Here is a 21503-nt window from a genome sequence, read left to right as displayed (position 1 = left end):
TGATAATTGATAATGGGTAATTATAGGAGACTGAACTTTGATGATACGGAATATACGGCTTGAGGACGCAAAAGCTATCAGGGATATTAGCGAAGTTTCGCTTGGGTATAAAACAACGGAAGCGGTAACCGAACGGCAAATTGCAAAACTCATCTCCGATAACCGGCATTTTATCAGGGTGTACGAAGATGATGAAACGCACACTGTGGCTGGCTTTATTCATGCCGAATCCTATGAGCTTTTGTACAAAGAACCCGGTTTTAACATTTTGGGATTGGCTCTTTTATCTGAATATCAGCATAAAGGCATCGGCAAACAATTAGTGCACGCCGTAGAAGCAGAAGCCGCTGCACGGAATTACCGTTTTATCCGACTTAACTCCGGCGAGCACCGCACGGAAGCCCATGCATTTTACGAACACTGCGGATACTCATGTACAAAACTACAAAAGCGATTCATAAAGGAATGGTAAAACGATGTTTGATTTATTGAAGAAGATTTACGCGATTGCGGGGAAGCAATCAAAGCGTATAACAACGATGTTTATTTGCGATATGCTCAAAAGCATATTCGAAGGCTTTACCCTCGGCGGGCTTGGGTATTTTTTGCTAACACTGAGCCGTGCGGTGTTTCAATCACAGCCGGTTACACAGCGCAATATTATCACGGTGTTCTGCATTATGCTTGTCAGCCTTACGGGAAAAATTGTTTTCGGCTATATTTCCGACCGCAATAAAAATATCGCCTCGTATACGATGGGGGCGGAGAACCGGCTCGTTATTGGGGATAGGCTGAAAAACGTACACATGGGGTATTTTTCCGAAAGCAGGCTCGGCGATATTTCGGGAGCGTTGACAACGGTGATTACCGATGTTGAAACAATCGATATGATGATTCTCGAAATGATGTTTGCAGGCAGCATCCAAACGGTTATCATGGCTCTGTTTGTTTTCCCGTATGATATGACAACCGGCTGTATCATCTTTATCACGCTGGTTATTGCAACGCTATTCAATAATGTATTCCAGAAAAAGACTGATGCGGTAACGACAAAACTGACGGAGCTGAAACTGCAACTGCGCACCGATATTTTGGAGTATGTACAAGGGATCGGTGTAGTAAAGGCATTCGGCAGAACAAGCGAAGCGGTAAAAAATGTAACGGAAAGTATTAAAAAAAGCAAAACCGGATTCTTTGCCGTAGAGAAGACGCTTACGCCTTCATTGCTGGTTTTTTCGCTGTTGCTTAAACTGGGAACAACTGCCATTATCGTGAGCGCCTTATACCGCTATTCCATAGGTGCAATCGATGTTGAAAAAACACTGATGCTAACCGTAGCAAGTTTTGTAGTCTTCGGCGGTTTTGAAATAGCAGGGACCATGCAGCGGATGCGCGGTGTTGCGGTACAGAATTTGGATACGCTCTTTAAGGTTAAAAATATTCAAGCATTGCCGGAAGGTGCGCTCCTTCCGCAGGGGTATGACGATATTACCGTCAAAAATATTACCTTCGGCTACGGCGGCAAAGAGCAGCCGGAAGAAAAGCTCTTCCACAATGTGGATATGTCTATTCCCAAAAACAGCGTAACCGCCTTGGTCGGTTATTCCGGTTCGGGGAAGACAAGCCTGTGCCAGCTGATTGCCCGCTTCTGGGATGTCGATTCAGGTGAAATCACACTGGGCAATACGAATATTAAAGACTTTGCGTACGATGCATTTTTATCAAACTTTACGTTTGTGTTTCAGGATGTGTATTTGTTTGAAGACACCATAAAGAACAACATCAAATTCGGAAAACCGGATGCAACGGATGCGGAAGTGATTGCAGCGGCAAAAGCTGCTCAGTGTCATGACTTTATTATGGAGCTGCCGAACGGTTACGATACCGTACTGCAGGAAGGCGGCAGCAATCTTTCAGGCGGGGAGCGCCAGCGTATTTCCATTGCACGAGCAATGCTCAAGCCCAGTTCCATTGTCATTCTCGACGAAGCGACTTCCAGTGTTGATCCTGAAAACGAAGAAAAGCTGATGAGCGCCCTCGACGAACTGTTGAAAAATAAAACCGCAATCATCATCGCGCATCGGCTTTCAACTATCAAAAATGCCGATCAGATATTCGTCATGGACAAGGGGCGTATCGTCCAGCACGGCACCCATGCCGAGCTGATGCAGCAAGACGGTATTTATGCACGCTTTGTCGGTATGCGGGAAACCGCAGCTGCGTGGAAGGTGTAAAATAATTGATAATGTTCTAATGTATAATTGGTAATTAGTGCAATCCTTAAGTATACAACATTACCAATTATACATTGACTGAATTATCCGGCTGCACGAAATTTTAGCGGAAGTGTGAGGTATGTATTGACAAGTGTTACAGTTAAAGAATTGTTGAATAGCGACAAACCCGAAGAGCTATTGGAAGCGGCGTATCCGTTCGCGCATCTGATGATGCAGTATCGTTGCGCATTGCGGGAAGTTCAAACAAAACTGGAAGTTCTTAATACTGAGCTATCGATGGATCAAGACCGTAATCCGTTTGAATCAATCACCTGTAGAATCAAAAAACCGATCAGTATTCTCGGCAAATTAAAAAAGATGGGACTTGATATATCGCTTGAAAATATCGAACACCATTTACACGATGTCGCTGGTATCCGTGTCATTTGTACGTTTCAAAAAGATATTTATGTTCTTGCCGATAAACTATGTGCACAAGATGATATAAAAATTCTCGCCCGAAAAGATTATATTAAAAATCCCAAGCCGAACGGTTACCGCAGTCTGCATCTGATTGTCGAAATTCCTGTTTTCTTTGCCGAAGGGAAAAAATATATGCAGGTGGAAGTACAATTCCGTACTATTGCTATGGATTTTTGGGCAAGCGTCGAGCATAAGATATATTATAAAAAAGAGATTGATCACAACACCGCTCAAATTACGGAAAAATTACGGCTCTGTGCGGAAAATATCAATATGATTGCAACGGAATTGGAAAATATCAGCAGAGAAATAGAAATACAAGAAGAACAGCATTGTCCGCTAGCCTAACAGCTTTACTTTTCGACACATAATTCTTTCGTATCTTTCTATTGGGCAATTCCTTTTGCAATAAACATTTCTTGCCAAAATGCATTTTCTGCGGTTATGGTTATGGTGCCATTGAGTGTATTGGTTCCTTTTTTTATATACACATCGATTCTGTTTGCTTCAAATTTATCATAGTTGTTAATATCTTTCGGCATTCCGACAATCACGGTCGGATCTACAATAGTACCTCCTCACGATGCTCCCATCGCTACACAATACACAGCCGTCGCTTTTTGCTTACTCAGCGCTGCCAGTGCTTTATCGTCAATCACTACACAGGCAACCGGCTTTTCAGCCCCCGCAGCGGTTTTCGCCTGTTCGTTTGTCGCACAGGTCTGAGCGGCATTTTGCCGTGCTTCACCTTTACAAGTAATAGAACCTAGTATCAGCAAACCCAAACATACATACAAGAATCTTTTTTTATATGTTATCATCATTACTCCTCTCGTCAAATATAATAATGATTCTCAATATGTAGTGTCAAGTCTGAAAGAGAGATACCGTGGGGATGTCTCAAAAGGTGGGTACTTTTTCGGCATTCCCGTTTTCTTTATACCTCAACCTTTCGTTTTAAGAGCCATGCCGAAGTAAAAAAGCATGCAATACCGACTCCAAGGGAAATAAGCGTCGAAACAATAGGAATATTTACAACCATACTTGGGTATGACGCAATCTGCGCTGAATACTCTATACCATATACGGTAACGGGACAATAGACGCTAAACGCCCTTCCGGCCATTGCCTCAATTCTTCCGGTAAAAAAGACCGCACCGGTAAAGATAAGGATAAAGCCTGCGATCCACAGCCCTCGCATCCGTTTAATATTAAAGGAACGCATTATTGTTTGAACGGCAAGCGCAACGTTTCCGACAAATATGAATGACACTAAAGAGCCGAACAGCTTTGCCGCCCGCGAGAAAGTGATCGTTAAATTCATCTTTTCGATCATTCCTTTGGACATCGTTTTAATCGTCTGTTTTTGTTCAAGCTCTATTGCCAAAGAAATACCATTTAAGACGGATTTTGTAAAATTGTAAACTTCCTTCTCACTTGCCGACACAAAAGCCTGAAAATATTTTATCCAGAATATCGTCGGAGCGCACTTCACCGGTAACGCTTCCGAGCGCATGTACCGCTTCTTCCACATCCTGAATGACAGCATCAAGCGGGTACCCGCTGCGTCCTGCTTCAAGCGCGTACTCTACGGCTTCAAGCGCGGCGGTTACCGCTTCCTTTTGCCGCTCCGTCCCGAGCGAAACACCCGCGTCCTGCATCGGCAGTGCGGTATCCGCCGTAACCAGAGCGACAACCGTATCAATCAGTATATCGAGACCGGCGCCCGTTTTTGAGCTCAAGCTCACGGCGGGATACCGCTGCAAAACCGCCGGTAGAGCTTCCGTTCGCCCCTTATCCGCCTTGGTTTGCACGATAATCAGCGGTACGGTACTCCGTTCAATAAACGCACTATCCTCTTCTACCGGCGGCTTTGTCCCATCAATCAAATACAGCACAATGTCGGCTGCCGATGCCAGTTCAACGCTGCGCTGCACCCCTATCGCTTCGATTGTGTCTTCCGTAGCGCGGAGACCGGCAGTATCGAAAATATGTGCGGGAATACCTTTAAAATCGAGTTCCGCTTCAAGCCAATCCCGCGTTGTGCCGTGAATATCAGACACAATCGCGCGGTCTTCTTTTAACAGCGCATTAAAAAGTGAAGACTTGCCTGCATTTGTTTTGCCTGCAAGCACGAGGCGCACCCCTGCCTGATATATTTTTTCCGTCTGCCACGAAGCGGCGAGCTGCTGCAATGCCGAAAGCGGCTTTTTCAGAAGCGCTTCGTCAAAACTATCCGCAATGGTTTCCTCATCTTCGGGATATTCGATACCCACTTCAAGCGCGGCAAGCGCCGTCATTAAATCCGTTGTGATTGTTTCTATTTCTCGAAATACGCTACCGGAAAGCCGTCCGGCAGCCTTTTGCTGCGCCGTACTTGTTTTTGAATCGATAATTTCCCGCACCGCTTCCGCGCGGGTTAAATCCGTTTTGCCGTGTATAAACGAGCGAAAAGTAAACTCCCCGCGCTCCGCAGGACGAAATCCGTTTTTGATACAAAGCCGATAAATTGCTTTTACGATACCCGGCCCGCCGTGGCAGAGAATTTCAACGGCATTTTCACCGGTATTGCTTTTCGGAGCACGGTACACACAGAGAACAACCTCATCGACTTTTATACCTGCATCGTGTATCCAGCCGTACACAAGCGTATGCCCCTGCGCCTGCAGCAAGGCATGAGGACGGGAAAAAAAACGGGAGATAAGCTCAAGACTTCGTGCCCCCGAAGTCCGCACAATACCGAGCGCTGCAGGAGCCAATGCCGTTGCAATAGCGGCAATTTCATCATCGAGTGTGTAATTCAAGCAGTCGTATCCTTATGGGCAGGGTAACAGTCTTTAGTGTTTGCCGGAAAAGAGATTAATAAAGTTCTCCAAAATAACCGCCGGAGCAGGCTGCGCATCCAAGGTTATGAGCAGTTTTTTATTTTGATAAAACTCTATTAAAGGAACGGTTTGCTCACGGTAAGTTTCAAGTCGCTTGACAATTGCCTCTATTTTATCATCCTCGCGGATAACCAATACACCACGGCAGTTATCGCAAATTCCTTCAACCTGCGGTTTCATAAACTCAATGTGGAAATTCTTACCGCACGAGGGACACAAGCGCCTGCCCGACAGCCGCTTTATCACTGCTTTATCTGAAATATCAAAATTGATAACGGCATCAAGGCTGCAAAAAACTTCCAATATTTCCGCTTGTGCGATTGTCCGCGGAAATCCGTCTAAGATAAAACCGTTTTGCGCATCAGGTTGAGCCAATCGCTCTTTTACCAGAGCAGCAGTTGTTTCATCATCAACAAGCGAACCGGAATCGATAATCTTTTGAATTTTTTGTCCGAGTGAAGTATGTTCTTTTATGGCAGTACGAAACATCGAACCCGTCGAAATATGAGGTATTCCGTAATATTTTGCAGCCTCCGACGCCAACGTACCCTTTCCCGCTCCCGGAGGGCCTAAAAACACCAATTTCATATATAACCTCTAGCTGAAGTTTTTATCCCCTACTGAAAAGATATAAGTCGGGTAAATTATGGCAGCTTTCCGCATCAAGTTCCCGTTTTACACTTAAATCGCTCACCAAACCGAGTTTAAAATGGTAGTGAATAGGGTCGTATCCTTCCCTATCAGCGTGAATATAGAAATTAAAAATCCGTTTTTCGCCTAACGACGATGCAAGTACGGGAAACGGCCAAAACGTATAGGTGCCGGGCGTTTTATGAGAAATGGTATATGGATTATCCCAGAGATGATTCATCTGAGCGACCAAGGAGTCTTCCAAATATAAAGCAACGGGTAGATCGGAAACGGGAGAAAAGGTTTGACCGTCCAAAACACGCCCCGTGATGGTAGGGAAATTAAATACATAACCGGAAGGTAATACTTGTTCAGAAGACGTATGGGAACGTTTTGTGCTAAGAACGGTTTTCATACCTTTAAACGCCAATGTTGAAATATCGGCAAGAAGCTGATCTTTTTCCGACTGATCAATTTGCAAAAAATGAGCCATACCTCTACCGGAAGCCGTATACCGCGGTTTAATTCGGTTTAAAACAAAACAAACCGTATCCAAACGGCACTGCATACAATTACACGTGAACCATGGTTCATTCTTATCTTTTGCAGCATCAAAAACTTTATTCACTTCGTTGTATACGAAATCTTCCATAAGGTTATGTATTGTCATTACAAAAACTCCTACCGGACCAGTATAACGCATCGGCTCGGATTTTGCAATATCACGCCGCCCCCTTTATCAATTATATAAATTGCAAGAGGTTTTGCTCTTGTTATCATATTGCATTCAACGATAAAAAATTCTATAATCAATTTTATTATGTCCGAGAGTGTTGACTGGGAAGATAAAAAATATCAAGAGGTTTTCGATGATGAGACCCGTCTTCTTGTCAGGCGGAGAGCTGCCGATGCAAGTTGCACCGTCGATGATATACAAGGTATCCTCGATTCGCTCTATGTTTTGGATGGGAACAACGCCGAAGGGCGGAGTTCCGTGCAGCAAATCGTACTGTCCGCAACAATCGCCGCTTATGAAGCCTTTATTCATCAATGGCAAAAAGAATTCACCGTTTAGTACCAATAACAAAGAGGACTCCATTTATGACTGTAACTCTAAAAAAAATATATATTTATGTAGCGGCAATGTTTCTGCTCGTGAGTGGTTGCTCCATTAAACATATAGCATTTAATGGCATCGCGAATACGCTCGCCCCTTTCCCCGCACCGAAAACTGAGGCTTCGGGCGGGATTGATGCGGCCGCCGCGCTTACCGGCGAAGATGATATAAAGTTGGTCTCAGAAGTGTTTCCGACGGTATTAAAAACGTATGAAATATTGCACCTCAGCAATCCTAAACACCGCGGCTTGGCTATTATGTCCGGTTCCCTCTATGTTATGTATGCGAACGCTTTCGTCCAAACGCCTGCCGATTACATCCCCGAGACGCAGTTTCAAAAGAAAAATCTTGAATATTTACGAGCAAAAAAATTTTATCTCCGTGGGGCTGATTACGTGATGCAATCGCTCGACAGCGCTTATAAAGGCTTTGCCGAAGCAATGGCTCATTATACGGAAGATACAGGCGCCGCTTTTCTTGCTCGCTGTAGAGTCGCTGATGCTGAATCGCTTTATTGGGCAGGTTGTGGTATCCTCGGAGCATTTTCGCTTGATCCGATGGATACTGATGTACTTGCTGCCGTTCCGGGAGCCGTAGCAATGCTTGAGCGGGCGGCAGACCTGTATTCTGCATTTAACGACGGCGCTGTTTGGGAAGCGCTTGCAGCCTTCTATGCTGCGGCTCCGGAGTCTTTGGGTGGCGGTGCGGATAGGGCGGAAGACGCATATCGAAAAGTGTTGGAGTTGAGCGGCGGGCAGCGACCGTCGGTGTATGTTCTCTATGCGCAGTCTTTTTGTATTCCGGCACAAGACAGTGTCGGCTTCGACGAAGCCTTACGCAAAGCATTGGAAATTGATCCGGCAACCCAGCCGAATAATAAACTCACCATTGCCATCAGCCAAGAAAAAGCTCGATGGCTGCAAAAGATAAAAGGTGATTATTTCCTAGGCGATTAATTTACCTGTGTATCAGTTATTGTGTATCAGTTATATTAAGGAGAAGATACTGTGAGAAAATTTTTGACACTATGTGCTGCCCTATTTATTGCTTCAACGGCTCTTGCTGGCGCTGAATCAATCGTGTTAAAGATAGCAACCGTTGCTCCGTCGCGTTCTCCGTGGGACATTGAGCTTAAAAAAGTTGCAGAGGAATGGAATCGTATTACCGACGGGCAGGTAACGGTAAAAATCTATAATATGACAACCCTCGGTGGGGAAAAAGCGGGTATTCAAAAACTCAAAGCTGCGCGTCCGGGACAGCAAGCTCCGCTCGATGGGGCAATATTTACGATGATCGGTTTACATGAATTGGTACCCGACGCTTATATCTATACGCTTGCATTGCCTTTTTTGCTTCAAAATCAGCAAGAACTCGACAAAGCGCTCAGCGTATATGGCAATAAAATCGAATCAAAAATTAATGCGGCCGGTTATGAGTTGATTGCATGGTCGAATGTCGGGTGGCTCTCTTTTTATACGAAGGAACCCTATAAAACGCTCGGAGAATTAAAGAAAATAAAATTAGCAGTTGCCGGTTTGGATAGCCCTATTTTGAGTGACAGTTTTAAACTGAGCGGTTTTAATGTAACTGATGTTCCTGCTCAAAAATTCTCTCAAATGCTAAAAAGTAAAAATGGCATCAGCGGCTTTTTTGCCGTACATCTTTTGACGTATGCAACAGGGTATTACAAGGATATCAGCTATGCGCTTGATACAAAACTGTGCCCCATTATGGCCGGTTTCGTTATTTCAAAAGCTTCATGGGAAAAAATTCCTAAAAAGTATCATGCCGCTATGAAGGAAGCAATGGACAAAGCCCGTAAGCGACTCAATGAGGCACTTGATGATTCGGATGCCGATTGCGTACGTAAAATGGAAACTGCCGGTGTTACGATGATTCGCCTTTCTAAAGAAGAGCTTAAAAAATGGGAAGAAGAATTTGGTATGAATATTAATGATATTCATCGGGCTTTTCCGAATGCTTTTGATATGGATATGTATCAAAATATTCAAAAACTCGTTGCTCCGATGCGTAAATAACCGTACGATAACGATATGAGAAAGCTTGTCAACGTATTTGTACTTTTTTTGATCGGTATATTAGTTATACTGCCGATGGTGTTTTTTTTCATCAGCGACATCGGCGGTGTTCCGATATTGGACGGGGAACGGCTGATCATTCATGCTGTTTTTATTTTTGCGTGTTTTGCAGGAATGATTACCAGCGCAGATCACAAACAGTTGAATATCGAGGTTTTTAACCTTAAATTATCCGATCGGCTGAAAACCGTCGTCAGTCAAGTCAATAACGGTATAACGACAGCTGTCCTTACAGCAATTTTTTTTGCCTGTTTCCCGAATATCTTAGTCGTAATAGACCCTTCCGATCTTTTATGGGGAGTGCCGGTACGGTTTATCTTTGGCGCACTGCCGTTGATGTTTTTTGCCCAGCTCTTTTTATGTTTTAAAAAGCGTGATTCACTTGTATCCTCTTTGGTAGGACTTTTCGGCGGTTTGTTTATCAGCTGCGGTTCGATTGCCGTTATTCTTTATACGTTCTTAGGGAAGGATATTCCCTTTTTTACAGCGTGCGCCTCATTTTGGCAGTCTTTGAGCGCTCCGTTGATGTTGCCGCTCATCTTGATACTGATTGCCGCGGCTCTTTTCGGATTACCGCTTTTTATCGTATTGCTTGGAATTACGCATACGGCATTCAGCCAAGGCGGCGGATATGTCGATGTGATTCCGCTGGAAATGTATCACATTTTAACGGATACGAGCATTGCGGCAATTCCGCTTTTTACCATTGCAGGCTGTTTGCTTGCGGAAGGAAGCGCCGGTAAGCGGTTAATGGAACTTGTCCGCAGCAGTGTCGGTTGGATTAGAGGCGGAGTAGTTATTGCCTCCGTACTCGTGCTTACCTTTTTTACAACCTTTACCGGCGCCTCGGGTGTAACCATTTTAGCGCTCGGACCGCTTATCAGTGTTATTTTAACGGGAAGCAGCTATTCGAAAGATGATTCCGAATCGCTGATTACCGCATCCGGCTCGCTTGGTATCCTTTTCCCGCCCAGTATGGCGATCATTATCTTCGGCGTAACCAATATTATGACCATTGATATCTTTGACGTATTTAAAGGGGCGATCTTTCCGGGGTTCTTGCTTACGCTGTCGATGATTGTTATCGGCGTAATACGGGATCGTTCAAAAACTCGTGTGCCGTTTTCATGGGCTGTATTGAAAAGGGCATTCTTCGGCAGTTTTTTTGAGCTGTTGCTGCCGATTTTTATTATTGTCCTCTATTTTTCGGGGCTTTTCTCACTCCTTCAAACTGCCGCTTTTACCGTGCTTTATACCTGCGTATTGGAAGTTGTTATCCGCCGTGATTTTTCATGGAAAACGGCTGCTGCGTTTATATTGAAGAGTATTCCGGTTGCAGGCGGAGTTCTTATTATCATCGGTGCGGCAAAGGGATTGGCTTATTATTTAATTGATGCGAATGTACCGGCAATTCTCACGGACATCGTGCAAACGTATATACAGTCAAAATATGTATTTTTGCTGCTGTTGAATGTACTGCTCATTTTTGTCGGCTGTATTATGGATCTCTACTCCGCAATTTTGGTAGTATCGCCGCTTATTATGCCAATTGCCGAATCATTCGGTATTCATCCCATACATACCAGCGTTATTTTCCTTATGAATCTGGCGCTTGGCTTTCTAACGCCACCGATTGGGATGGATTTGTTTATTGCGAGTTATACATTCAATAAACCGGTTATCAAGATAGTAAAGAATATTCTCCCCTTTCTCGGCATTCAAAGTATTATTTTGTTGCTGGTTACCTATATCCCGTGGCTGACTACCGCTTTGCTTCAGTAAACCTGTTCGGAAACTTCTGTTTCTGAACAGGTACCTTGAAATGCGATGTTCTAAATCGTGCTATTTGTGCGATTTAGAACTCGTCGACCTATTCGAAAACGCAGTTATCGAATAGGTCTAGTAGGAGAAGATATGGGGTTGGAACTATGCTGAGGATGGCGAAAAAGTAACCGGCTTTTGAGGTATGACCTTTTGCTTTGCGGCGGTATTTTGCCGTGCAGCTCCGCGCGGGCGGCGTTTTGAGGCTTCTTTTGCTTTTGTTGTACCGGTAAGCCGTATGTCCAAGCCCCCTTTTCTGAGGCAGTATTTTACTGCATATTCAAGCTCTGTCCGTTGCGGGTTCATCGGTAGTACAAAATGGCGGCATTCGGCATATACCGTCTTATAAACTGCTCGCGGTTCTTCTTTCCAATCGGTAATCAGCTGTAAAAAATCACGGATGAGGTATACCAATGCCTGTCCTTGCCGCTGAATCTTATGTTCTGCAATTAATCCGTCAAGCTCTTTCATGCTCGCGAAATAGTGCTCGGAAAAATGAGGCGAATCCTCGATAAACGAAAACGCTGAAGGCTGTAAATAGAGAAAAAGTTGGTAATGCAGCAGCATCTTAAAAATTTCCGCCGCATGACCGCTTATCAAGATTTTACTTATCTCCTCGGTTAAACGGGATGGTGACGTATATTCAATGAGCGGTGCATCGCGATGAATACGGCAGCGGAGCAGCAGCGGGATTTCAGCGCCGGTGATGGTCGCGTATTTGACGGCGCGGATCATTCGCACCGGATCTTCTGCAAAAATGCGCGAAAGATTGATAATCGGACGCAATCGCTTTTTGCGGATATCCTCCACGCCGCCGACATAATCAACAATAATGTTTTTTATCGGATCATAATAGAGTGCATTTAAAGTGAAGTCGCGGCGCCGCACATCTTCGTCGATGGTGCCGAAAGTGTTGCCGACGGAACCTTCTTCCAACGAACGAAAGGTAGAAACTTCATATATTTTAGGACCGTAAAAGACATGCACCAATCGGAATCGTTTCCCGATGAGTCGAGAATTTTTAAAAATCTTACGGATACGGGCCGGTTTCGCCGATGTCGCAATATCGAAGTCTTTCGGTATTTTTCCGATCAGCAAATCCCTGACAGCGCCGCCTACAATGTAAGCCTCATAGCCTGCATTGTGCAACCCGTTGATGATGCGGATTGCCTCGCCGTCCACCTTACGGGGATCGATAGAGTGTTCCGTTGCCGTATATATAAGCGCTTTTGATAGCTTTTTATCCGTACTATTTCGAGTATACCTTACTAACATTACGAACAAATATTTTGCCGTGAATTTTCAATTCTGTCAATCTGACACATTGCACTGATTATTCCGCATTCGAATTAATCAGTGTTTCTCTAGCCAAAAGATATTTTTTGTGGTAAATTACAAAAATTATGGGGGAACCAATGAGCGAAACTTATGATTTGATAATTGTCGGCGGCGGTCCTGCGGGGATGGCTGCCGGAATTTATGCTGCGCGTTCAAAATTAAAAACTGTTATTCTGGAACAAAAACGGAATACGGGTGGGCAGTGCTATATTACCGAAGAAATTGAAAACTATCCCGGCTTTCCGGAGGCAACAGGGCCGTCTCTTAGCGAGGCTTTCCATAAGCATGCCGAAAAGTTCGGTGCCGTGTTTGTGAATACGGGGGCTGAAAAGCTTGAAAAAAGCAGCGATGGCTTTCATTATATCGTGCATGGAACCAACGGTACCGATTATGAAGGTCTCGCTGTTTTAATTGCAACCGGCGCCGGCGCTCGTACCCTTGGGTGTAAAGGCGAAAAAGAATTCAGCGGAAAAGGCGTTTCATACTGTGCTACTTGCGACGGAGCTTTCTTTGAAGAATGCGAAATTGCCGTTGTCGGCGGCGGTGATTCAGCCGTTGAGGAAGCCATGTATTTGACAAAGTTTGCCGATAAAGTAACCATTATTCACCGCCGTGATGAGCTGCGGGCTGCGAAGTCTATTCAGGAAAAAGCCTTTGCCAATCCTAAAATGGCCTTTAAATGGAATGCCGTTGTAGATGAAGTATGCGGCGACGGTCTTGTGTCTCACTTGAAACTTCGGGATACGAAAACCGGAGAAATTTCCGATTTTACAACCGAGGGGCTCTTCATATTTATAGGGCATGACCCCGAGACGGAACTGGTAAAAGATCTGGTAAAACTTGACGAGGCGGGGTATATTATTACAAACGGTCGAATGGAAACCAATGTACCGGGGATTTATGCTGCCGGTGATGTTATCCGAAAAGAGTCCCGTCAAGTTGTTACTGCAGCGGCTGACGGCGCGTTGGCAGGCATTTGGGCAGGTAACTACATCGACGATATAAAAGCGCGTCAGAAGCTTTCAAAGTAGTATAAGGAACCCCCGCTTGTTGCCATGGAGCTTGAGCGGCGGCGTATAGGAGGACTAAAATGGTTGAATTAACAAAAGATTCATTTGAACAAGAAGTACACGGATCGAAAGGTGTTACGTTGGTTGATTTCTGGTCTCAATCTTGTGTACCGTGCAAACAGCTGATGCCTGACGTTCACGCAATGGCAGAGCGCTATACGGGAAAGGTAAAGTTCTGCTCATTCGATATCGGTCTCGGACGCAGAGTTGCAATGAAAGAACAGGTGCTCGGTCTGCCCTCAATTCTTATCTATGTTGACGGCGAAAAAAAGGAGCATCTGACCGGTGAAGGTCTTAACGCCAAACAGATTGAAGATACGCTTCAAAAGTATCTGTAAAGGGTTTAGACCGATTAAATAGTGAAATATCGGGGAGAATATCTCCCTTGATAGAGGGATGTCTCTAAAGATCCGATGCGGTTTTTAGAGATTTCTATAATTTCCTTGGAGGGTATGCTATGGAATTAAAAGGCAAAAAGGTCATCATTATCGGTGATCGCGACGGCATTCCCGGGGAAGCCATAAAGCTTTGTGCTGAGTCGGCGGGCGGTGAAGTTGTTTATGCGGCAACCGAATGCTTCGTCTGAACAAGCGCAGGCGCAATGGACTTGGAAAACCAAAAGCGGGTTAAAGATTTAGCTGAAAAGTACGGCTGCGAGAACACAGTAGTGCTTCTCGGCGGTGCCGAAGCCGAATCGTCAGGTCTTGCCTGTGAAACCGTTACAAACGGTGATCCTACTTTTGCAGGTCCGTTGGCAGGAGTCTCGTTGGGACTTTTGTGTTATCATGTGGTTGAACCGGAAATCAAAAATCAAATAGATCCTAAGATCTATGAAGAACAAATCAGTATGATGGAGATGGTTCTTGATGTTCCTGCAATTATTGCAGAAGTCAAAGAATATCGTGAGAAATACTGTAAGTTTTTAAAGTAAAAAATAACATGATAAAAGCGTATCGGTTGCGATTCGGTAATCGGTACGCTTTTGCAACCTTTCCTCAATCTTAAATTGAATAAAATTCGTGTGAGACCTTGACTAATCTTGAAAAGCAATTAGAATTATTGATATGAGTGATTATCTGGATATCAATAATGAAGAGTTATTGAAAGACTTTTTTAGTGAAGCAGAGCAGCAAGTAGAGCAGTTGGAGAGTAATATCCTTGTTATCGAACAGGATCCTACCAATAAAGAAGCTATTGATGAAATTTTCCGCGCGGCTCATACTTTGAAAGGTGGTTCTGCGACCGTTGAAATGAGTGAATTATCCGGTTTCACTCATGCCGTAGAAGATTTGCTTGATGCTATCCGGTCGAATCAAGTTACAGTTACAGAAGAAACCATTGATCTATTGTTGCATTCTTTGGATATAATCAAGGATATGCTTGCGGCAAGATCTAATGGTGAGGTATATAGCCAAGATGTGTCTGAAACGGTAACGAAGTTGCGGTCGTATATCCCTGATAAGAAAGATACTAAAAAAGCTGCTGCAAAAGCTTCGCCGTCAAAGCCTGCCGCCTCTAAACCGGCAGCACAGCCGCAAGCAAAAACTGTAGCTTCCGGCGACGAAAATGCCGTCGATCCGGCGTCTTTACTTTCCGAATATGAAATCCTTGAATTACGTGAAGCGGTGCCCGCTGATAGTAAAGTGTACGCTATCCGTGTTCAATTTGATGAAGCAAGTTTAATGAACACCGTCGGCGGTATTCAAGTATTCGCAGCCTTAAAACAATCTGCGATGGTGCTTAAAACCATCCCCGATTTTGATGCGCTCTATGAAGATGAATTCCATCCTGAAGTTCTATACTATGTCGCATCGACGGCAAGTGAAAGCAGTTTGTTATCGATCGCAAATATTCCCGATGTAACGCTTAATGCAGCAATCGATGAGCTCACCTTCAGTGCCGAAGGGAGCGCCTCGAAAACAAAAGCGGCAAAACCGGAAGAACCTGCTCCGGTTGCAGAAGCACAGCCCGCTGCTGATACAGGAGCGAAAGCTGAAACATCTCAGCCCGAAGCATCCGCTCCGGCCACGCAAGGAGATGCAGGACATCCGAAAAAAGCTCCTGCTGCAGCCGCAAATGCCGCTCACTCATCGGGATCGGTACTGCGTGTTGATGCAAAACGTATTGACTACTTGCTGAACTTAGTCAGCGAGACGGTTATTACCAAAGCCTCGCTTAACCAAAGTGCGATGGAATTTAATGAGCTTTATGCGCTTTTCCAAAATGCGAACAGTGAATATAAAGACCGGATTCGTAAACTTTTGGATAAATTTCCGTCTTATCTTGAGAAACTTCAGCAAGGGGCAGATTTAAATACGATTAAGAAAGAACTTGCGGCGGATTATGCCGGAATGTTTGATCTTTTTAGCCAGTTCGAAACATCCATGAAATATTCGGTGACCAAGTTCCGTTCTTCCGCACAAAACTTGGGACGTATTTCAGGTGAGTTGCAGGAAGGGGTTATGAAAATCCGTATGGTTCCCATCAGTCAGATTTTCAGCCGTTTCCCCCGCGTTGTTCGTGATCTTTCCAAAACGTTAAATAAGAATATCCAGCTTGTAATCGAAGGTGAAGATACCGAATTGGATAAATCGGTAGTCGAAGATCTTCTTGACCCCATTATGCACTGTGTGCGTAATTCGATGGATCATGGGATTGAAACCCCTGAAGAGCGGAAAGCACTCGGAAAATCCGAACAAGGGACACTTTTACTTAAAGCGAGCAATGAAGGTAACATGATCGTTATTGAAGTTGTCGATGACGGTAAGGGTATTGATGTTGACGCTGTCAAGGCAAAGGCTGTAGAACGGGGGCTTTTGCATCCGGGTAAAAATCTCACCGATGTTGAAGCGTATCAGCTGATCTTTGCACCGGGCTTTTCAACTTCAAAAACGATTTCCAGTGTATCGGGGCGAGGCGTTGGTTTGGATGTCGTTAAGACACATATTGAAAAACTCAACGGAACCGTTACGGTTGTTTCGGAGAAAAACAGGGGGACCCGTTTTACCATCAAATTGCCGTTGACGCTTGCAATTATCCAAGGGTTGCTGATACGTGTCGGGGAAGAAGTGTACTCTATTCCGATTACTTCCGTTATCGAAAGTCATCGTGTGCGCAGTGAAGAGATTAACCGTATTGACAGCTATGAAGTATTTAATGTGCGTAATGAAGTTATCAGTTTGCTGCGCCTGAATAGGCTGTTCGGTGTTCCTTCAGCGGAAAAAGGCGATGATGGTCATCATTATATCGTTATTGTCGGAACAGCTGAAAAGAAAGTCGGATTGATGGTCGATAGCCTTATCGGTGAAGAAGACGTCGTTATTAAGCCTTTGAAAGATCAGTTTACCAATTCTCCGGGAATTGCCGGCGCTTCAATTTTAGGAGACGGTTCCGTTTCATTGATTATCGATGTTGGGCAATTACTTGATTTGGGCTTAAAACAGGAAATGCATGCCCGTGAACGGCGTGAGGCTTCCATCTGGTAAAAGGGGACTGAATAACTATGGAAAAAACCGAGTTGAATACAGTAGTGAATGAAGAACTGCAAGAAGATTATGCCGGTGAGCACGTTTCTGTTATCGATTTTAAGATGATAACCTTTTCTCTTGCAGAGAAAGATTATGCAATCGATATTATGAAAGTAAAAGAGATCGCAAAAGCGAATAATTTTACTTATGTACCGAATACGGCGCCTTTTGTACTTGGAGTATATAACCTGCGCGGTGATATTATTCCGATTATTGACTTACGTATTTTTTTCAATATTCCGATTAAACAGCGCGCAAAAGATACCATTGAAAGTATGGTTATCATTAATGTAGATGATCAGATTTTCGGTATTGTCGTTGACCGAATCGATAAAGTAGTCGGCGTTTCAAAAAATACTATTCAACCGCCGCATCCTATTTTTGGCGATATCAATATTAAATATATTTACGGTGTTGTAGAGAATTCCGGACAGCTCTACATTTTATTGGATGTCGATCGTATTTTTGCTTCCCGTACCATAACGGAAACAAAAGCGACAGTTGTTGAAGGTGAAGCGCTGACGGTTGACAATTCTGCAAAGACCGGTGTAGCTGATGTTACGCAGTCAAATGATGCGCTTGATATCCGTTTTATCGGTGATACACTTGCTGCTCTCGGTCAGTTCTATCCTTCCGCTGTCAATGCTGCATGGCTGGAAAAGCGATACTATGAATGGCGGGATATGCGCGTCGCTTCGAGCATTCAAATACAATCCGAAGATCAAGCGCGGGAGTTTTTGAGCAATTTCCTTTCACCCGATACGCACCGGTTTTGGTCCGACTCATATATGAATACGGTGTTGGCTGCCTTGCCCGATAATGATGCGAGAATTATTACCGTTTGGAATGTCGGCTGCGATGCGGGATATGAAACATACAGTCTCGCAGTGCTGTTGAAGCAAAAATATCCTCGTGCCGCAATCAGGATTTACGCCAATGATGCCGATTTATTAGCTATTTCCAATGCGCCGATGCTGACCGTTCCTGAAGATCAGGTGATCAATAGATTTAAACCGTATTTGGTCAAAGGAGTGAATGATTCATATAGCTTCAATCAAGAAATAAAAGATATGATTTTGTTTGAATACCATGATTGTGTGCATCAAAATACGGTTCCGGATGTTGATATTATCCTTGCTCGTGATGTATTATCATTTATGAAAGCAGAAAAGCAAAGTATCTTATTGGAAGAATTTAGGGATAAACTAAAAACAACCGGTATCGTTATCTTAGGTGCGAATGAAATGATGCCTAAACAGAGCGGATGGATGCGGCAAGTAATGGGGGATATAACTACTTTCTCACGAGAGTAGCTTGTAGCGGATAACTGAAAATCGACAAAGATTTTCAGTTATTGATAAAGAGAGGGCTGGTAGCCGTTTTATAACGGCTGTCATGCACAGTTTGTATAAAACTGAAAACGGACCTCGTACCGTAACGGATGTTATTGTTCGTTTAATTTTTTTCGGAAGGAGATTTTGATGCGTGTAGAGTATATCAATCCGTTTAGCGAAGCTGCCTATAATATCTTAGTGCAAGTGCTCGGCGGTGAAGTTAAACGCGGTGACTTGTATTTGAAATCTACTTGTATGCCTGTAATGGGTGTTGCGGCAATTGTAGGTTTGGCCGGTGATGTTGAAGGCCGTGTTATTTTTGATATGACACCGGAAACGGCATTAAAGATTGCATCGACGATGAATCAGGAAGAGTTCACCGAATTTGATGAATTGGGGCGTGCAACGATCACGGAACTTGCAAACCTCATTACCGCACAAGCAGTAACGAAGCTGCATGATCTTGGGTTTAAATTCGATTTAACCCCGCCAGCTCTTTTCACCGGTGATAATATGTCAATATCGAGCAGTGATATTGAAGCATTGATCGTACCGATGGAAACGGCGCAGGGTAAAGTTGAAATAAACGTTGCTATTCGCGACAGAGCATAAGAGGAGAGTAGGCTATGATTTCTAAACAAGATTTTCCGTCTATTAACGAACGTGCCCCGGGTGGCGTAAGAGCTGATGGTTCAGCTTATAAAGTCCTGGTGGTGGATGATTCTATTTTCGTTTCTAAACAGATCGGTCAGATTTTAACCAGTGAAGGCTATGAGGTTATTGCAACTGCTGTTGACGGATTTGAAGGTGTTGAAAAATACAAAGAGTTGTGTCCGAATGTCGACCTTGTTACAATGGATATCACGATGCCAAAAATGGATGGTATTACGGCTCTTGAACAGATAATGGCTTTTGATAAAAATGCAAAGGTTGTTATGATCAGCGCGCTCGGAAAAGAAGAGTTGGTAAAGAAATCCCTGCTGCTTGGAGCAAAAAACTATATTGTAAAACCGCTCGATCGCAAAAAGGTTCTTGAACGTATCGCTGCTGTTTTAGCGAAATAACGAAGATTCCATATCTTACCGTAGAAAATATATCATCTGCGGTAAGATATGATTTTTGCAGATGCCCTCGGCAGGGGGGTGGTTACTGACAACAGCTGTCATTTATGAATACAGAGCAGTTGGTATGTGTGATCTTTGTATGAAATGATGTATTCATCTCCGAGTAGGCGGTTGAGCTTATTTCTAAGCCGATAGATGTGCGTTTGCGCATAATTTTGGCTGTTTTTAACCGTTTTTGCATTTAATAATTCAATAATTTCTTCTACGCTTATTCCGTCTTTCTTTTCTAATAATCTTGTAATCAGTTGTTTTTGTTTCTTCGAGAAATGTTCCATGATTCGATTGACACTACTTGCATTGGCAGAATAGGCATTGATGGCTTGAGGTTCTGTCTGCGATACAAATTTTTCTTTTTGTTTTTTATACTTGCGAAGTTTCTTTTTAACTTTTTTAATCAATTCTTTATCTTTTTCGGTTGTAAATGGAAAGTAGTAATATTCCGATAGGTAATGAACGGTAAAATCAAAGGTTGTTTCCGTTTCAGTATAGTCAATAACGGTAAAAGTTAAGCCGAGTCGGTCGAGCAATTCTTCAATGTCGATATTGTAGTGCTGTATTCTGCTATGTTCGATGAGCAAAACTTTGAGTGACGGACTTTTGAACTTGGAAAGCAAATCCTTTAAGCAATAAGCAGCCGTAACTTGTATGTTGGCATCTTCGAGATACCGGTGGAGACTTTTATTTCTTTGCAGGTTTTGATCATATAAAAGCACTCTCATATTTTTATTTTCGGTTGAATACCCGTTATGCTCAATCGTTTATCGGAAAATTGTCAAAACTTTATCTCTTGCTTTTACCTACTTGCATACGGTCTATAAAGTATCGTATGATATACCGTATGGCAAAACGTAAAAAAAGAAAAATATCGTTCGGCTGTCTTTTTTGGATTGTATTTATTTTATTGATTGCCGTGCTTTTTTTCTTGAATAAAGACACGATTTCTTTTGTTTTAGAGAAAACGAATGCAAAGAGTATATTCTTAAAAGACAAAACTGAACAACTGCAAGAAGCTCCACAGGCACTGCCCGAAATTCAATCTAAAGAAGATAGTGTGGATGGCGTGTCGGTAACGGGTGACGGCAGTAAAGAACCTGAGCCGAATGTAAAGACCGAACCGGCTAAACCGCAGCAAAGTGCCGAGCAGCAATCTGTTGATAAGCGGCCTGCTGTACCGGCAAAGTCCGCAGCTTCCAATACGCGCACTAATGAGCAAATAAAGAAACCTCAGTCTGAAAATAATAGCAGGGTTAATCCGCAACAAAGAGACGGGCAAACAGCTGCACCGAGTCCGACAACGTCAAAACCGGCTGATGAACGGACTTCGCAGCGCAATACTGCTGCAACTGCGCAACCCGCTCCTTCATCAGCACAGAAACCTCAGGCAGCTACGTCGGCAAAACCGGATACCGCTAAAAGTCAACCGGCAGCGGTACGAAAAGCGGTTATCTATTGGGTACGGGTAGATGCGGACGGGAAACTCATTCCCAAAAGTGCGACCCGTTTACTGCCTAAATCAGATGCACCGATGAGTGATGCGCTCGAAGCTCTTTTTGCCGCTCCTACCGTGGCTGAGTTAAAACAAGGAGTACGGACGCTTATTCCGCCCGACACCAAGCTCCGTTCCGCATGGGTAAAGGACGGTGTCGCCTTTATCAATGTGAGCGAGGAATTTCAGTTTAACCAATATGGTATTGATGGCGCCTTAGCGCAGCTTTTGCAGGTAGTATTCACGGCAACGGAGTTTTCGACTGTGAAATCGGTGCAGTTCCTTATCGAAGGGCAAAAAAAGGAATATCTTGGCGCAGAGGGCGTGTGGATCGGCTCGCCGCTTTCGCGTGCTTCTTTCTAACTTGAATCCC

The 21503-nt window shown here is 43.9% G+C and carries 21 protein-coding genes and 1 pseudogene; 15 read left to right on the top strand and 7 right to left on the bottom strand.

Annotated elements, in window-relative coordinates; all coding sequences use genetic code 11:
- The first annotated feature begins 40 nt into the window (after window positions 1-40).
- From ABK01_RS08620 to ABK01_RS08610, 3 genes are all read left to right on the top strand, one after another.
- A complete protein-coding gene (locus tag ABK01_RS08620) occupies window positions 41-472 on the top strand; it encodes a GNAT family N-acetyltransferase (RefSeq protein WP_212565088.1) in 432 nt (143 codons plus the stop codon).
- 4 nt (window positions 473-476) lie between these two features.
- On the top strand, window positions 477-2234 hold the full coding sequence (locus ABK01_RS08615) for an ABC transporter ATP-binding protein (protein ID WP_253675339.1): 1758 nt from the start codon (window positions 477-479) through the stop codon (window positions 2232-2234).
- Window positions 2235-2360: 126 nt separating this feature from the next.
- A complete protein-coding gene (locus ABK01_RS08610; RefSeq protein ID WP_212565086.1) occupies window positions 2361-3047 on the top strand; it encodes a GTP pyrophosphokinase in 687 nt (228 codons plus the stop codon).
- Between the two features lie 38 nt (window positions 3048-3085).
- On the opposite strand, the gene ABK01_RS11725 is transcribed toward ABK01_RS08610, so the two are convergent.
- The 5 genes and pseudogenes from ABK01_RS11725 to ABK01_RS08580 form a co-directional block, all read right to left on the bottom strand.
- Window positions 3086-3520: a CC/Se motif family (seleno)protein gene (locus ABK01_RS11725; protein WP_305880063.1), complete on the bottom strand. Its 435-nt coding sequence runs from the start codon at window positions 3518-3520 to the stop codon at window positions 3086-3088.
- A 116-nt stretch (window positions 3521-3636) separates the two neighbouring features.
- A pseudogene (locus tag ABK01_RS08595) lies at window positions 3637-4074 on the bottom strand (hypothetical protein); the annotation flags it as partial.
- Between the two features lie 58 nt (window positions 4075-4132).
- Window positions 4133-5503: a tRNA uridine-5-carboxymethylaminomethyl(34) synthesis GTPase MnmE gene (mnmE, locus tag ABK01_RS08590; RefSeq protein ID WP_253675337.1), complete on the bottom strand. Its 1371-nt coding sequence runs from the start codon at window positions 5501-5503 to the stop codon at window positions 4133-4135.
- A gap of 33 nt (window positions 5504-5536) precedes the next feature.
- The gene (locus ABK01_RS08585) at window positions 5537-6172 is read right to left on the bottom strand and encodes an adenylate kinase (protein ID WP_253675336.1); all 636 of its coding nucleotides are present in this window, start codon (window positions 6170-6172) and stop codon (window positions 5537-5539) included.
- A 22-nt stretch (window positions 6173-6194) separates the two neighbouring features.
- A complete protein-coding gene (locus tag ABK01_RS08580; protein WP_212565083.1) occupies window positions 6195-6884 on the bottom strand; it encodes a late competence development ComFB family protein in 690 nt (229 codons plus the stop codon).
- Between the two features lie 150 nt (window positions 6885-7034).
- On the opposite strand from ABK01_RS08580, the gene ABK01_RS08575 reads away from it, so the two are divergent.
- The 4 genes from ABK01_RS08575 to ABK01_RS08560 are packed head-to-tail and all read left to right on the top strand — an operon-like array spanning window position 7035 to window position 11212.
- Entirely contained in the window at window positions 7035-7289 is a 255-nt protein-coding gene (locus ABK01_RS08575) for a hypothetical protein (protein WP_212565082.1), read from the top strand.
- Window positions 7290-7315: 26 nt separating this feature from the next.
- Window positions 7316-8287, top strand: a complete 972-nt coding sequence (locus ABK01_RS08570) for a TRAP transporter TatT component family protein (protein WP_212565081.1) — start codon at window positions 7316-7318, stop codon at window positions 8285-8287.
- 51 nt (window positions 8288-8338) lie between these two features.
- On the top strand, window positions 8339-9370 hold the full coding sequence (dctP, locus tag ABK01_RS08565; protein WP_253675335.1) for a TRAP transporter substrate-binding protein DctP: 1032 nt from the start codon (window positions 8339-8341) through the stop codon (window positions 9368-9370).
- 15 nt (window positions 9371-9385) lie between these two features.
- Window positions 9386-11212, top strand: coding sequence for a TRAP transporter large permease subunit (locus ABK01_RS08560; protein ID WP_253675334.1), 1827 nt, complete (start codon window positions 9386-9388; stop codon window positions 11210-11212).
- Between the two features lie 144 nt (window positions 11213-11356).
- Here ABK01_RS08560 and pcnB read toward each other — a convergent pair whose 3' ends face one another.
- Entirely contained in the window at window positions 11357-12526 is a 1170-nt protein-coding gene (pcnB, locus tag ABK01_RS08555; protein WP_253675333.1) for a polynucleotide adenylyltransferase PcnB, read from the bottom strand.
- Window positions 12527-12666: 140 nt separating this feature from the next.
- Between pcnB and trxB the strand changes: the two genes are divergently transcribed.
- The 7 genes from trxB to ABK01_RS08520 all read left to right on the top strand — a co-directional run bounded on the left by trxB (window position 12667) and on the right by ABK01_RS08520 (window position 19584).
- Window positions 12667-13620 (top strand): thioredoxin-disulfide reductase, encoded by a 954-nt coding sequence (gene trxB, locus ABK01_RS08550; RefSeq protein ID WP_253675332.1) that lies wholly within the window; start codon window positions 12667-12669, stop codon window positions 13618-13620.
- 59 nt (window positions 13621-13679) lie between these two features.
- Window positions 13680-13997 (top strand): thioredoxin TrxA, encoded by a 318-nt coding sequence (locus ABK01_RS08545; RefSeq protein WP_016524044.1) that lies wholly within the window; start codon window positions 13680-13682, stop codon window positions 13995-13997.
- A gap of 119 nt (window positions 13998-14116) precedes the next feature.
- A complete protein-coding gene (gene grdA / locus ABK01_RS08540; RefSeq protein WP_253675331.1) occupies window positions 14117-14590 on the top strand; it encodes a glycine/sarcosine/betaine reductase complex selenoprotein A in 474 nt (157 codons plus the stop codon).
- A 133-nt stretch (window positions 14591-14723) separates the two neighbouring features.
- Entirely contained in the window at window positions 14724-17144 is a 2421-nt protein-coding gene (locus tag ABK01_RS08535; protein WP_253675330.1) for a chemotaxis protein CheW, read from the top strand.
- Between the two features lie 17 nt (window positions 17145-17161).
- On the top strand, window positions 17162-18499 hold the full coding sequence (locus ABK01_RS08530) for a CheR family methyltransferase (RefSeq protein ID WP_253675329.1): 1338 nt from the start codon (window positions 17162-17164) through the stop codon (window positions 18497-18499).
- Between the two features lie 168 nt (window positions 18500-18667).
- Window positions 18668-19132: a chemotaxis protein CheX gene (locus tag ABK01_RS08525; protein ID WP_006188200.1), complete on the top strand. Its 465-nt coding sequence runs from the start codon at window positions 18668-18670 to the stop codon at window positions 19130-19132.
- Window positions 19133-19146: 14 nt separating this feature from the next.
- Window positions 19147-19584 (top strand): response regulator, encoded by a 438-nt coding sequence (locus tag ABK01_RS08520; RefSeq protein WP_016524040.1) that lies wholly within the window; start codon window positions 19147-19149, stop codon window positions 19582-19584.
- Between the two features lie 98 nt (window positions 19585-19682).
- On the opposite strand, the gene ABK01_RS08515 is transcribed toward ABK01_RS08520, so the two are convergent.
- A complete protein-coding gene (locus ABK01_RS08515; protein WP_253675328.1) occupies window positions 19683-20363 on the bottom strand; it encodes a helix-turn-helix domain-containing protein in 681 nt (226 codons plus the stop codon).
- 119 nt (window positions 20364-20482) lie between these two features.
- Between ABK01_RS08515 and ABK01_RS08510 the strand changes: the two genes are divergently transcribed.
- Window positions 20483-21493, top strand: coding sequence for a GerMN domain-containing protein (locus ABK01_RS08510; RefSeq protein WP_253675327.1), 1011 nt, complete (start codon window positions 20483-20485; stop codon window positions 21491-21493).
- Window positions 21494-21503 lie beyond the last annotated feature (10 nt).

It is taken from the genome of Treponema sp. OMZ 305 (assembly GCF_024181325.1).
GTDB lineage: Bacteria > Spirochaetota > Spirochaetia > Treponematales > Treponemataceae > Treponema.
This window is presented reverse-complemented; position numbering and strand designations above follow the sequence as displayed.

Excerpts from the sequence above, each read along its gene's own strand:
- ABK01_RS08525 (WP_006188200.1), top strand. The coding sequence starts at position 18,668 with ATGCGTGTAGAGTATATCAATCCGTTTAGCGAAGCTGCCTATAATATC.
- ABK01_RS08580 (WP_212565083.1), bottom strand. The coding sequence starts at position 6,884 with ATGACAATACATAACCTTATGGAAGATTTCGTATACAACGAAGTGAAT.
- ABK01_RS08585 (WP_253675336.1), bottom strand. The coding sequence starts at position 6,172 with ATGAAATTGGTGTTTTTAGGCCCTCCGGGAGCGGGAAAGGGTACGTTG.
- ABK01_RS08520 (WP_016524040.1), top strand. The coding sequence starts at position 19,147 with ATGATTTCTAAACAAGATTTTCCGTCTATTAACGAACGTGCCCCGGGT.
- ABK01_RS08560 (WP_253675334.1), top strand. The coding sequence starts at position 9,386 with ATGAGAAAGCTTGTCAACGTATTTGTACTTTTTTTGATCGGTATATTA.
- ABK01_RS08530 (WP_253675329.1), top strand. The coding sequence starts at position 17,162 with ATGGAAAAAACCGAGTTGAATACAGTAGTGAATGAAGAACTGCAAGAA.
- trxB (WP_253675332.1), top strand. The coding sequence starts at position 12,667 with ATGAGCGAAACTTATGATTTGATAATTGTCGGCGGCGGTCCTGCGGGG.
- ABK01_RS08510 (WP_253675327.1), top strand. The coding sequence starts at position 20,483 with ATGGCAAAACGTAAAAAAAGAAAAATATCGTTCGGCTGTCTTTTTTGG.
- ABK01_RS08515 (WP_253675328.1), bottom strand. The coding sequence starts at position 20,363 with ATGAGAGTGCTTTTATATGATCAAAACCTGCAAAGAAATAAAAGTCTC.
- ABK01_RS08575 (WP_212565082.1), top strand. The coding sequence starts at position 7,035 with ATGTCCGAGAGTGTTGACTGGGAAGATAAAAAATATCAAGAGGTTTTC.
- ABK01_RS08535 (WP_253675330.1), top strand. The coding sequence starts at position 14,724 with ATGAGTGATTATCTGGATATCAATAATGAAGAGTTATTGAAAGACTTT.
- pcnB (WP_253675333.1), bottom strand. The coding sequence starts at position 12,526 with ATGTTAGTAAGGTATACTCGAAATAGTACGGATAAAAAGCTATCAAAA.
- ABK01_RS08545 (WP_016524044.1), top strand. The coding sequence starts at position 13,680 with ATGGTTGAATTAACAAAAGATTCATTTGAACAAGAAGTACACGGATCG.
- ABK01_RS08570 (WP_212565081.1), top strand. The coding sequence starts at position 7,316 with ATGACTGTAACTCTAAAAAAAATATATATTTATGTAGCGGCAATGTTT.
- ABK01_RS08620 (WP_212565088.1), top strand. The coding sequence starts at position 41 with ATGATACGGAATATACGGCTTGAGGACGCAAAAGCTATCAGGGATATT.
- ABK01_RS08615 (WP_253675339.1), top strand. The coding sequence starts at position 477 with ATGTTTGATTTATTGAAGAAGATTTACGCGATTGCGGGGAAGCAATCA.